Here is an 11,335-nt window from a genome sequence, read left to right on the forward strand (position 1 = left end):
AAGCGCGCGCGATGATCCTCGACAGTTCCCTTCTTATCGCGCTCCTCGCCGCCGTCAGTGCCGGCGGGCTCGCTTATGCGCTTCTCTTCAACCGGATCGAAACCGAGAAGAATGTCGGCAAGCGCCTCGAAACGGTGAAGCAGGTCGACAACGACCGCGCTGCCAAGAAGGCGTCGCGCGACCGTGCGTCGGAACTGACCAAGCGTCGCAAGTCGATCCAGGATTCGCTCAAGGATTTGAGCGACAAGCAGAAGGAACGCGACAAGAGCACGCGCAAGCCGCCGCTGCGCATCCAGATCAAGCAGGCCGGCATGACGACGAGCATGGAGCGCTTCACGATCTACTCGGTGGTGTGTGGGGTGATCCTCACGCTTCTGGCACTGGTCGCCGGCGCGCCGCTTTGGGCGCTGCCCGGCGTTCTGGCCGCGGGTGCGGTCGGCCTGCCGCGCTGGTTCGTGGCTTTCCGTCGGGGGCGGCGGGTGAAGGCGTTTCTCAATGAGTTCCCGAACGCGCTCGACGTGATCGTACGTGCGGTGAAATCCGGCCTGCCGCTCAACGATGCGATCCGCCTGATCGCCAGCGAAAGCCAGGAGCCGGTGCGCGCCGAGTTCAAGCGCATCGTGGAAGGGCAGCAGGTCGGCCTTTCCATCCCCGAAGCCTGCATGCGCATGCCCGAAACCATGCCGTGCCCCGAAGCGGGCTTTTTCGGCATCGTGATCCAGATCCAGGCCCAGGCGGGCGGCAACCTGTCGGAAGCCATCGGAAACCTGAGCCGTGTCTTGCGCGACCGCAAGAAGATGAAGGCCAAGGTCCAGGCGCTCTCCATGGAAGCCAAAGCATCCGCCGCCATTATCGGCGCGCTGCCCTTCATCGTGGCCACGCTCGTCTACCTGTCGAGCCCCACTTACATCATGCCGCTTTTCACCACGAGCACGGGCCATCTGATCCTCGCCGTATCCGGCGTGTGGATGTCGATCGGCATTTTCGTGATGAAGAAGATGATGAGCTTCGAGGTTTAGACCGTGATCGATACCGTCACACGCGCCGTCTTCGACCCCTCGTTCCTCATCGCGGCGCTGACTGCCATTGCGGTCTTCGCCACGATCTTCACCGCGCTGCCCTCGCTCAGCGGCAATTCATTGAAGCTTCGCATGCGCTCGGTGGCACTGGAGCGCGAGGAATTGCGCGCCAAGCAGCGCGCGCGATTGGCGACCGAGGCGGGACGCCGCAAGGGCCTGCGCGAGCAGGAGTCGCACAAGATGCGCTCGATCGTCGAGCGCTTCGACCTGCGTAATGCCCTGGCTGACGAGAACACCGTCGCCAAGCTGCGTATGGCGGGCTATCGCGGCCAGAACCCGCTGACGCGCTTTCTGTTCTTTCGCCTCATCCTGCCATTCGTCGGTCTGGCGCTCGGGCTGTTCTATATTTTCGTGCTCGGCGGCATTCCCGACAAGCCGCCTTTCGTAAAGTTCTTCGTTTGCGTGCTGATGGCCTATGCGGGCTTCTATCTGCCCGTGATCTACGTCAACAATGTCGCGGGCAAGCGCAAGGCGTCGATCCAGAAGGCGTGGCCGGATGCGCTCGATCTGATGCTGATCTGCGTCGAATCCGGCATGTCGGTGGAAGCGGCATTCCGCAAGGTGGCTGAAGAGATCGGCGCGCAGTCGGTCGATCTCGCGGAAGAGTTCGTCTTGACCAACGCCGAACTCTCCTTCCTGCAGGAGCGCAAGCAGGCCTACGAGAACCTCGCACTGCGCACCGGACTGGAATCGGTTCGCTCGGTCACGCAAGCCCTGGTTCAGGCTGAGCGCTACGGCACGCCCGTCGCGCACGCGCTCCGCGTGCTGGCCGCCGAAAGCCGTGAGATGCGGATGAATGCGGCCGAGAAAAAGGCCGCAGCCCTGCCGCCCAAGCTCACCGTGCCGATGATCCTTTTCTTCCTGCCGGTGCTGTTCGGCATCATTCTGGGCCCGGCCGGCATTCAGCTCAGCCAAGGCGGCATCTTCGGCGGGAATTAAAGCGTCCTGAGGCGGAGCCCGTTCGCTTCGCCTTCAGATAAAGCCAGCAGAGGCAGCGGGTTCGACCAACGCCTCAGCCCTGGTTCGCGACCGCCTTCTTCTGCTCGCGTGCGATGTCCTTGTAGGCGTTCTGCTGGGCGAGCATGGCGCGGAGATAGGCCACGTTGGCATTGGCCTGATCGGGCGACATCTCGTTGCGTGCGATGGCCTCCGCCTCATCGAAGCGGCCCTGAAGGCCGACCACGAGTGCCAGGTTCTGGCGCACGCGGCTGTCGGCGCCGGGTGCCTGGGATGCCGGTCGCAAATAGGTTTCAGCCGAGCGCAGATCACCTTCGAGCAGATAGGACATACCGAGATTGCTGAGCACCGAGGGCTCGTTCGGCTTGATGTCGAGCGCCTTGCGATAGGATTCGCGCGCATCCTGCGGCTTGCCCATCTGGTCGAGAATGGCGCCTTCGGCCGACAAAAGCTTCCAGTCGGGATATTCGGGCGTCTGGGCGCGGCGCACGGCATCGAGCGCGGGCTCGAGTTGGCCCGCACCGGCCAGCGCCTTGCCGTAGGCCGCCAGAACCGTGCGGTCCTTCGGATAGCCGATGGCCGTGCGGCGCATCACGGCGAGCGCCTGATCGGTCTTGCCGTCCATCTGCAGCGCGTTGGCGTAGGAAAGCGCCGTATCCCGGTTCTTCGGATCCTTCGCATAGGCATCACCGAGCGAGGCCGTCGCGCCGTCGAGCTGCGGGCCCGACATGCGGGCCATGTCGGCATGCCCGCGCGAAACGGAGCCGGTGGTGAAGGGCTTGCTGGCGCAGGCAGCGGTGCCGGCCGCGAGCGCACCGAGAAGTGCGACGCGCACAAGGCGTTTGCCGAGCGAACCGTGGGCGAAATGCATGGCCGAAAATCCCCTCGGCCCGTGGCTTCGCGCCAGCTTTTCTCGGGCCGCCTTTCCTCTCACTGAAATATTTGGTTAACCCTAATGACTGGTTAACATCGCAGGCCCGGAAGGCTTCCCATGCCCGTTGTAATCGTTTCAGCGCTCGAACAAGCGCGGCCCGTTCACGCCGTGAACCAAGGTGGCCTGGAAAATGCCGGTCTCGATGACCAGGCACTCGGCTGGGCGAACGCGAACCGCTTCTCCGGCAAAAGCGGCGAGGTGCTGGTGCTGCCGAGCCAGGACGGCAAAATTGCCGGTGCGCTGTTCGGCACCGGCCCGGAAGGCGAGGGGGCGTCGCTCGATTGGGGCGTGCTCGCGCGCGGTCTTCCGCAAGGCGACTGGCGGTTCGCTCAAAGCCCGCTTGATCCCGCGCTTGCAGCACTGGGGCTCGTGCTTGGCGGCTACCGCTTCACGCGCTACGGCAAGAAGCCAGGCGAGGCCCTACGCTGGGTGCTACCCGAGGGAGCCGATGCCGCCTGGGTCGCACGGGTCGCGGATGGCGTGGCGCTTGTGCGGGATCTCGTCAACACGCCGACCTCCGACATGGGACCGGACAAGCTCGAAGAGGCCGTGCGCGGTCTGGCCGCCAAGCACGGTGCAACGGTCGAAACGACCCTCGGCGACGCGCTTCTCGACGCCAATTTCCCGATGATCCATGCGGTGGGCCGTGCATCCGCCATCGCGCCCCGCCTCATCGATCTGCGTTGGGGCGAGGAAGGCCACCCGCGCGTGACGCTGGTCGGCAAGGGCGTGTGCTTCGACACCGGCGGGCTCGACATCAAGCCCGCGAGCGGCATGCTTTTGATGAAGAAGGACATGGGCGGTGCTGCCAATGTTCTGGGCTTGGCCTCGATGATCATGGCCTCCAAGCTGCCCGTGCGCCTGCGCGTGCTCGTTCCGGCCGTCGAGAACTCGATCTCCGCCAATGCCTTCCGCCCGAGCGACATTCTGCCGAGCCGAAAGGGCATCACGGTCGAAATCGGCAACACGGACGCCGAGGGCCGCCTCGTGCTGGCTGATGCGTTGGCGCTCGCCGATGAGGAAGAGCCGGAACTCCTGATCGACATGGCGACGCTGACGGGGGCGGCCCGCGTGGCACTCGGCCCCGACCTGCCGCCTTTCTACACCGACGACGATGCGTTCGCCTCGGAACTGGCGGAGGCAGCCGTGGCCGTCGAGGACCCGCTTTGGCGCATGCCGCTCTGGAAGCCTTATGCGGCCAAGCTTTCGTCAAAGGTGGCCGACACCAACAACGTCACCACGGATGGTTTTGCCGGCTCGATCACCGCCGCACTTTTTCTCCAGCGCTTCGTGGAGAAAGCGAAGACCTGGGCGCATTTCGACATCTTCGCCTGGAGCCCGTCCGACAAGCCGTCCTGCCCGACAGGCGGCGAGGCACAGGCGATCCGGGCGCTCGAACGCCTCCTATCCCAGCGATACGCGCGTGATTGAAAGGGATCGGCAACCGTTTTGAGCGAAATAGTGCAGTTATGACGGTCGCCCTTCGCCCTTCTCAGGCCTTGCGCCTGTGGCAGCAGGTCGCGCTCACGGAAGTGCGCGCGAACATGCCCGATCTGTCCATGCGCCAAGCCGCGATCCTGCTTTCCGTTTATCTCGACCCGCCGCCGCATACGGTGCGGGGTCTGGCCGCCCAATTGGGCGTGACCAAGCCGGTGATAACCCGCGCGCTCGACGCCATGGGCACGCTGGGTCTGGTCGCCCGCCGCCGCGACGAGGCGGACCGCCGCAACGTTCTGGTGCGCCGCACGGTGAAGGGCGCGCTCTTCGTGGAGCGGTTCGGCGATGCCATCATTGCGCGTGCCGCCGAACTGCCGACGATCGGGCACGGCTGATGGCAGCGCTCGACAAACGCCTGAACGCGTTCCGCCCCGACCTCGCTGACGCTCGCCTGAAGGGCCATGTCGAGGCCAAGCGCTTCGTCGAAGGCCGTGCAGCACGCGTGATCGTACCCGTCGCAGACCTCAAGCACGAACCGCGTCATGATGCAGGGCTCGACACACAACTGATCTTCGGTACGATCGTCCAGGTCTTCGACAGTCACGAGGACTGGGCTTGGGTGCAGGCCGAGCGGGACGGCTATGTCGGTTATCTGTCGAGCGAAGCCCTCGGCGCGCCAGCCGATAGGCCGACGCACATCGTTTCCGCTGCCCGCACGTTTCTCTATCCCGGCCCGGACATGAAACTGCCGCGGACCGGCACGCTCTCGCTCGGCTCCGAACTGGTGGTCACCGATTGGACTGAGACGCGTGGCTCGCGCTATGGGCGGCTCGACACCGGCGAATGGGCCATGGCCGTACATCTTCGTGAGATCGATGCCACCGAACAGGATTTCGTCGCGATCGCCGAACGGCTGCTCGGTACGCCCTATCTCTGGGGCGGCGCCAGCGGCTTCGGCATCGACTGCTCAGGCTTGGTGCAGCTTTCGCTTCGCATGGCCGGCCGCACAGTGCTGCGCGACACGGATATGCAGGCAGGAAGCGTCGGCGAGACTGTCGACGGAGCCGATCTTCGTCGCGGCGATCTCGTCTTCTGGCGCAGTCATGTCGGCATCATGCGCGACGCGGAAACGCTGATCCACGCCAACGGCCACACCATGGACGTGGCGCTCGAACCTCTCCGGGACGCGGTCGAGCGCATCGGCTACCTTTATGGGCAGCCGACCGTCTATCGCCGACCCTGAAGGCTCAATAGCCGGCGGATCGGTCCACCACATTCTCCGGCATCTCGCCGCGATCCAACTGCTCCATGCCTTCCAGCATCGGCCCGACGAGATGGTTGGGGTCCGATGTCGCAGCCGCGTGCGGGGTGATGATGAGGCGCGGGTGAAGCCAGAGCGGGCTGTCGGCCGGCAGCGGTTCCTGCTCGAACACGTCGAGGCTCGCTTCCTTGAGCGTATTGTCGTCGAGCGCGCGCAGGATGTCGGCGTCGCGCTGCAACTGGCCGCGCCCGGCGTTGATCAGCACGGCCCCGCCCAGCGCGTTGCGGCGGCGCAGTTCCTTCAGCAGCGCATAGTCGATGATGCCCTGCGTCGTCGGTGTCAGCGGCAGGAGCACGGTGAGGATATCGGTGGCGTTGAGAAAGGGCACGAGGCCGCTTTCGCCGGAATAGGTGTGAACATTCGCCACCTCGCGCGGCGTGCGGCTCCAGCCGTTCACGGTGAAGCCGAGCCCGTTCAGGGCCTCGGCCGCCGCGCGGCCTAGCTGTCCGAGCCCCATGATGCCGACCGAAACATCGCCGGCCGTGCGCTGCCCCACCTCGTGCCACACCTTCCGCCCCTGCTGCGCGCGGTAAAGCGCGCCCTGGCGGTGATGGTCGAGCACGCGCCAGACGACATATTCCACCATGTGCTGGGTGAGATTCGGATCGACCACGCGCACCACCGGCACATCCGGCAAATCGGGGTCGGCCATGATGTGGTCGACGCCGGCGCCGATCGAAAAGATGCCACGCAGGTTCGGCAGGTTTCTGAGCGCGCCATGCGGATGTTTCCAGACCACCGCATAGGCCACGCTCGGATCGGCCGAGCCGTCCGCATCCATCACCACCTCGCGGCCAGCGCTCAGCAGTTCGTGCCAGCGGCGGGGGCTGAAGCCTGAAACGGAAAGAAGAACGCGCGATGCGTCGCTGTCTGCCATGCTTGAAACCCTAGTCGGCCACTGCGCCTTGCGGCGCGGTTTCGATGCGGAAGGCGGCGGCCATCAGTGCCTTGGTATAATCCGTCTGCGGGCGCTCGAAGATGTCCTTCGCCGGTCCCTGTTCCACGATGCGCCCATTCTGCATGACGATCACATGGTTCGCTAGCGCGCGCACCACTTTGAGATCGTGGGAAATGAAGAGATAGGCAAGGTCGTGCTTGGCCTGCAGGTTGCGCAGCAGGTCCACGACCTGCGCCTGCACGCTCATGTCGAGCGCGGAAGTGGGCTCGTCCAGCATCACGAAACGCGGCGAAAGCACCATGGCACGCGCGATTGCGATGCGCTGGCGCTGCCCGCCGGAGAACTCGTGCGGATAGCGGTGGCGCGTTTCGGGGTCGAGCCCGACCTCGCGCAGCACATCGACCACGCGGGTGTCACGCTCGGACGCATTCAGCTTCGGCTCGTGGATCCTCAGCCCCTCCTCGATGATTTCACCCACCGACATACGGGGTGAGAGCGAGCCGAACGGGTCTTGGAACACGATCTGCAACTCGCTGCGCAAGGGCCGCATCTCGGAGAACGAGAGCTTGTCGATGCTTTTATCCTCGAAGCGGATCTCGCCCTTTGACGAGATCATACGGCAGAGCGCCAGACCCAACGTCGTCTTGCCTGAACCGGACTCGCCCACCACGCCGACCGTCTGGCCCGCGCGCAGCTCGATGTCGATGCCGTCCACGGCCTTTACATGGTCGACGGTCTTGCGGAAGAAGCCTTCCTTGATCGGAAACCACACCTTCACGTCGCGGCCCGTCATCACGGGCTTCGCCGTCTCCAGCACGGCCGGCGGTTGGCCCTTTGGCTCGGCGGCGAGCAGGTGGCGCGTGTAGTCGTGCCGCGGATTGGCGAAGATGTCTCGCGTCGGACCTTCCTCGACGATCTTGCCTTTCGTCATCACGCAGACACGGTCGGCGATGCGGCGCACGATGCCCAGATCGTGGGTGATGAACAGCATGGACATGTTGTTCTTGGTCTTGAGCTCGGCCAGCAGCTTGAGGATCTGCGCCTGCACGGTCACGTCCAGCGCCGTGGTCGGCTCGTCGGCGATCAGGAGGTCCGGCTCGTTGGCGAGCGCCATGGCGATCATCACGCGCTGGCGCTGCCCGCCCGACAGCTGATGCGGATAGGCGGCGAGCCGCTTTTCCGGGTCGCGGATGCCGACTTCATGCAAGAGTTCCAGCGTACGCGCCCGCCGCTCACGCTCGCGCAGTCCCCGATGGAGCTTCAGTACCTCGCCGATCTGCCGCTCGATCGTGTGAAGCGGGTTGAGCGAGGTCATCGGCTCTTGGAAGATCATCGCGATCTTGTTGCCACGCACCCGCCGTAACTGCTTCTCGTCGAGCTGCAACAGGTCTTGGCCGCCGAACATGATCTGCCCGGATGGATGGCTCGCCTGCGGATAGGGCAGCAGCTTCAGCACAGAAAGGGCCGAGATCGACTTGCCCGACCCGGATTCGCCTACCAGCGCCAGCGTTTCACCCTTGGCGATGTCGAACGAAATACGGTCCACGGCCGGCTTCGGCCCGCCGAAGGACACCGACAGGTCGCGGACGGAAAGCAAAGGCTCGGTCAAGCGGCTGCCTCGACATCGGTCTGGCGGAAGTCGTCGCCCTTGTAGAGCAAAGGTTCGCCGCGGGCTTTGGAAAGGGCGTAGGCGAAGCAGTCGCCGAGGTTCAGTCTGGCGGCGTGGTTGCCTTTGCCGAACTGGCGATAGGCGTGACGCGCCGCGACAGCCTGGTCGGCTGTCACCGGAGCGACCTCGACCCCAAGTAGCGCCATGAGGGAATCGAGACCTTCCGACCACTCTTCATCGCGAAGTCGGTCCACCCGGATCGCGACCTCCAGATAATTGACGGCAGAAATCTCGTGCGGCCCGCTCCTGGACGTGATCAACGTCTTGAAGCCGGCGCCATCCTGCTCGTTCAGCATGATGGCGAGAATTGCGGATGCATCAACGATCACGCGGGCAAACCATCTTCGTCATAGAGGTCGGAATGGTCACTCGTCACGCCGGGCGGAACGGGGGGAAGGTTAGCGAGAAGCGCGTCGATCTTTCTGATCCGCTCGGCCACATCACGATCCCGGTGGACACGTGCCAAGCGCTCCTCGACCGACCGCCGGATCGCCTCGGTCAGGCTTTCGCCGGTTTCACCCGCGAGTTGACGGACGAGACGCTCGACCTCATCGCTTTTGATGTTCATGCCCATGACAAGCTCCATGGTAGAAAGTCGCAGCGATTATACCATGCCCTTTGACTCATCGAAACGTCTTCCGCGGATCGAAAGCGTCACGCGTGGCTTCGCCGATGAAGATCAGCAGCGACAGCATCAGCGAAATCACGACGAAGCCGGAAAGCCCCAGCCAAGGCGCGTTCAGGTTGCGCTGGCCCTGCTTGAGCAACTCGCCGAGGGAAGCCGAGCCGGGGGGCAGGCCGAAGCCGAGGAAGTCGAGCGAGGTCAGCGTCGAGATCGAGGCGTTGAGGATGAAGGGCAAGAAGGTGAGCGTCGCGACCATCGCGTTGGGCAACAGATGCCGGACGATGATGGTGCGGTTGGGCACACCCAAAGCGCGGGCGGCATTCACATATTCGAAATTGCGCGCGCGCAGGAATTCCGCGCGCACCACGCCGACGAAGCCGACCCATGAGAAAAGCAGCATCAGCCCGAGCAGGATGAAGAAGCCGGGCGGCAGGATCGCGGCAACGATCATCAAGAGATAAAGCACTGGGATCGCCGACCAGATCTCGATGAAGCGCTGGAAGATGATATCCGTCCAGCCGCCGAAATAACCCTGCACGGCACCCGCCGACACGCCGATCACGGCAGAGCCGATCGTGAGCAAGAGGCCGAAGAAGACGGACACGCGGAAGCCGTAGATGACGCGCGCCAGCACGTCGCGCGCGCCGTCATCCGTGCCGAGCCAGTTCCAGTTGCCGACCGTGCAGTTCCGATCGTTCACGCCCTGCGGGTAGCGCGCGCAACGCTCCTCCTTCGAATACATCCATGACGGCTTGGCGGGTGCGGCTTCAGGGATTTCGTTGTTCGCCGTGCGGTAGGAATAACGGACGGGCGGCCAGATCAGCCAGCCATTCGCTTCGATCTCGTCCTGGATCACCGGGTCGCGATAGTCGGTGACGGCATAGAAACCGCCGAACTTCTCTTCCGGGTAATCAACTGCCACGGGCACGATCAACTCGCCCTTGTACATGCCGATGAGCGGGCGGTCGTTGGCGATCAGCTCCGAACAGCAGGTGAGCACGAAAAGGACGAGGAAAATCCAGAGCGACCAGTATCCGCGCCGGTTCGCCTTGAAGTTCTGCCAGCGCCGCTTGTTGAGGGGCGATAGCCAGATGCGCGCAGGGACCTCGCGCACCTTCTCGACTTCGGCCTTGAGCTGGATTTCAAACATCGCGCTTCTCGAAATCGATGCGCGGATCGATCCAGGTATAGGTCAGGTCGGACAAAAGCCCCACGAAAAGCCCGATCAGCGAGAAGATGTAGAGATTGGCGAAGACCACCGGATAATCGCGGTCGAGCACCGAGCGGTAGCCGAGAAGCCCCAAGCCATCCAGCGAGAAAATGTTCTCGATCAGAAGCGAGCCGGTGAAGAAGGCCGAGATGAAGGCGCCCGGAAAGCCCGCGATCACGATCAGCATCGCATTGCGGAATACATGGCCGTAAAGCACCTGCCGCTCGGACAGGCCCTTGGCGCGCGCGGTGACCACATACTGCTTGCGGATTTCTTCCAGAAAGGAGTTCTTCGTCAGAAGCGTGGTGGTCGCGAAGGCCGATAGCACCATGGCTGTGAGCGGCAGGGCCAAGTGCCAGAAATAATCGAGAATCTTCATCGGCCAGGACAACTGGCTCCAGTTCTCCGAGGTCAAACCACGCAGCGGGAACCAGTCGAAGAACGAGCCGCCGGCGAAAAGCACCATCAGGAGGATCGCGAAGAGAAAACCGGGGATCGCATAGCCGACGATCACCACCGCACTCGTCCAGATGTCGAACTGCGAGCCGTCCTGCACCGCCTTGCGGATGCCGAGCGGGATCGAAATCAGGTAGGAGATCAGCGTGATCCAGAGGCCGAGCGAGATCGAGACCGGCATTTTCTCGAGGATCAGGTCGAGCACCGAGATGTCGCGGAAATAGCTGTCGCCGAAGTCGAAGCGGAGATAATCCCACAGCATCTTGCCGAAGCGTTCGAGCGGCGGTCGGTCGAAGCCGAACTGTTTTTCGAGGCTTGCGATGAATTCGGGATCGAGCCCTTGCGCGCCGCGATAGCGCGAGCTTTCGCCGCCCACGTCGAGCTGGCTGTTGCCGATATCCGCGCCGCCTCCGCCCAAGCCGTCGCCGGCCTGGCCCTGCAGGCGCGCGATGACCTGCTCGACGGGGCCGCCTGGGGCGAACTGGACCACGAGAAACGAGATCGCCATGATGCCGAAGATGGTCGGGATCATCAGCAGGATGCGGCGTAAGAGATAGGCGCCCACTAGAGCAGCTTCCCGCCGTGCCGCACCGCCGTCATCGCCCTTCGGGCGCCCGCTTTCGCGGCGGGGCGCTTTTGCTCCAGCCCGCGCGGCCCTCGTCGGTTACGATGCGGTGGCATCGCGCCCTCCTCGCGCCTTGTGCTGAACCAAAATCGCCTCCGTGCCGACAATGCGCCAGGGCTGGAAA

At 64.0% G+C, this 11,335-nt stretch carries 12 protein-coding genes; 5 read left to right on the plus strand and 7 right to left on the minus strand.

From position 1 onward, the window contains the following. Nucleotides 1-11: 11 nt before the first annotated feature. Together NGM99_RS16800 and NGM99_RS16805 are read left to right on the plus strand one after the other, a co-directional pair. The gene (locus NGM99_RS16800) at nt 12-1,019 is read left to right on the plus strand and encodes a type II secretion system F family protein (protein WP_252821030.1); all 1,008 of its coding nucleotides are present in this window, start codon (nt 12-14) and stop codon (nt 1,017-1,019) included. A 3-nt stretch (nt 1,020-1,022) separates the two neighbouring features. Then, entirely contained in the window at nt 1,023-2,018 is a 996-nt protein-coding gene (locus tag NGM99_RS16805; protein ID WP_252821031.1) for a type II secretion system F family protein, read from the plus strand. A gap of 73 nt (nt 2,019-2,091) precedes the next feature. Here the strand turns inward: NGM99_RS16805 and NGM99_RS16810 are convergent, their stop codons facing one another. Continuing rightward, nucleotides 2,092-2,907: a tetratricopeptide repeat protein gene (locus NGM99_RS16810; RefSeq protein WP_252821033.1), complete on the minus strand. Its 816-nt coding sequence runs from the start codon at nt 2,905-2,907 to the stop codon at nt 2,092-2,094. 120 nt (nt 2,908-3,027) lie between these two features. Between NGM99_RS16810 and NGM99_RS16815 the strand changes: the two genes are divergently transcribed. Genes NGM99_RS16815 through NGM99_RS16825 form a run of 3 tightly spaced genes read left to right on the plus strand, consistent with a single transcriptional unit; the run spans nt 3,028 to nt 5,650 of the window. Continuing rightward, nucleotides 3,028-4,401 (plus strand): leucyl aminopeptidase family protein, encoded by a 1,374-nt coding sequence (locus NGM99_RS16815; RefSeq protein ID WP_252821035.1) that lies wholly within the window; start codon nt 3,028-3,030, stop codon nt 4,399-4,401. Nucleotides 4,402-4,439: 38 nt separating this feature from the next. Next, nucleotides 4,440-4,802, plus strand: coding sequence for a MarR family winged helix-turn-helix transcriptional regulator (locus NGM99_RS16820; RefSeq protein WP_252821037.1), 363 nt, complete (start codon nt 4,440-4,442; stop codon nt 4,800-4,802). Further along, complete coding sequence (locus NGM99_RS16825) at nt 4,802-5,650, plus strand: C40 family peptidase (protein ID WP_252821039.1); 849 nt, start codon at nt 4,802-4,804, stop codon at nt 5,648-5,650. Before NGM99_RS16820 ends, NGM99_RS16825 begins: the two co-directional genes overlap by 1 nt. A 4-nt stretch (nt 5,651-5,654) precedes the next feature. Here the strand turns inward: NGM99_RS16825 and NGM99_RS16830 are convergent, their stop codons facing one another. The 6 genes from NGM99_RS16830 to NGM99_RS16855 are packed head-to-tail and all read right to left on the minus strand — an operon-like array spanning nt 5,655 to nt 11,151. Next, complete coding sequence (locus NGM99_RS16830; protein ID WP_252821040.1) at nt 5,655-6,605, minus strand: 2-hydroxyacid dehydrogenase; 951 nt, start codon at nt 6,603-6,605, stop codon at nt 5,655-5,657. Nucleotides 6,606-6,615: 10 nt separating this feature from the next. Next, complete coding sequence (locus NGM99_RS16835; protein WP_252821042.1) at nt 6,616-8,235, minus strand: ABC transporter ATP-binding protein; 1,620 nt, start codon at nt 8,233-8,235, stop codon at nt 6,616-6,618. Beyond that, entirely contained in the window at nt 8,232-8,624 is a 393-nt protein-coding gene (locus NGM99_RS16840; RefSeq protein WP_252821044.1) for a type II toxin-antitoxin system VapC family toxin, read from the minus strand. The genes NGM99_RS16835 and NGM99_RS16840 overlap by 4 nt, the downstream gene beginning before the upstream one ends. Continuing rightward, nucleotides 8,621-8,863: a type II toxin-antitoxin system VapB family antitoxin gene (locus NGM99_RS16845; RefSeq protein WP_252821046.1), complete on the minus strand. Its 243-nt coding sequence runs from the start codon at nt 8,861-8,863 to the stop codon at nt 8,621-8,623. The genes NGM99_RS16840 and NGM99_RS16845 overlap by 4 nt, the downstream gene beginning before the upstream one ends. A gap of 55 nt (nt 8,864-8,918) precedes the next feature. Beyond that, the gene (locus tag NGM99_RS16850; RefSeq protein WP_252821047.1) at nt 8,919-10,070 is read right to left on the minus strand and encodes an ABC transporter permease; all 1,152 of its coding nucleotides are present in this window, start codon (nt 10,068-10,070) and stop codon (nt 8,919-8,921) included. Continuing rightward, the gene (locus NGM99_RS16855) at nt 10,063-11,151 is read right to left on the minus strand and encodes a microcin C ABC transporter permease YejB (RefSeq protein ID WP_252821049.1); all 1,089 of its coding nucleotides are present in this window, start codon (nt 11,149-11,151) and stop codon (nt 10,063-10,065) included. The genes NGM99_RS16850 and NGM99_RS16855 overlap by 8 nt, the downstream gene beginning before the upstream one ends. Nucleotides 11,152-11,335 lie beyond the last annotated feature (184 nt).

Origin of the sequence: Mesorhizobium liriopis (assembly GCF_024053505.1) — a bacterium.
Taxonomy (GTDB): Bacteria; Pseudomonadota; Alphaproteobacteria; order Rhizobiales; family Rhizobiaceae; genus Mesorhizobium_B; species Mesorhizobium_B liriopis.

What these genes read in the sequence shown, in the direction of transcription:
- NGM99_RS16830 (WP_252821040.1), bottom strand. Translation starts at nt 6,605, where the DNA reads ATGGCAGACAGCGACGCATCGCGCGTTCTTCTTTCCGTTTCAGGCTTC.
- NGM99_RS16820 (WP_252821037.1), top strand. Translation starts at nt 4,440, where the DNA reads ATGACGGTCGCCCTTCGCCCTTCTCAGGCCTTGCGCCTGTGGCAGCAG.
- NGM99_RS16800 (WP_252821030.1), top strand. Translation starts at nt 12, where the DNA reads ATGATCCTCGACAGTTCCCTTCTTATCGCGCTCCTCGCCGCCGTCAGT.
- NGM99_RS16815 (WP_252821035.1), top strand. Translation starts at nt 3,028, where the DNA reads ATGCCCGTTGTAATCGTTTCAGCGCTCGAACAAGCGCGGCCCGTTCAC.
- NGM99_RS16850 (WP_252821047.1), bottom strand. Translation starts at nt 10,070, where the DNA reads ATGTTTGAAATCCAGCTCAAGGCCGAAGTCGAGAAGGTGCGCGAGGTC.
- NGM99_RS16825 (WP_252821039.1), top strand. Translation starts at nt 4,802, where the DNA reads ATGGCAGCGCTCGACAAACGCCTGAACGCGTTCCGCCCCGACCTCGCT.
- NGM99_RS16810 (WP_252821033.1), bottom strand. Translation starts at nt 2,907, where the DNA reads ATGCATTTCGCCCACGGTTCGCTCGGCAAACGCCTTGTGCGCGTCGCA.
- NGM99_RS16845 (WP_252821046.1), bottom strand. Translation starts at nt 8,863, where the DNA reads ATGAACATCAAAAGCGATGAGGTCGAGCGTCTCGTCCGTCAACTCGCG.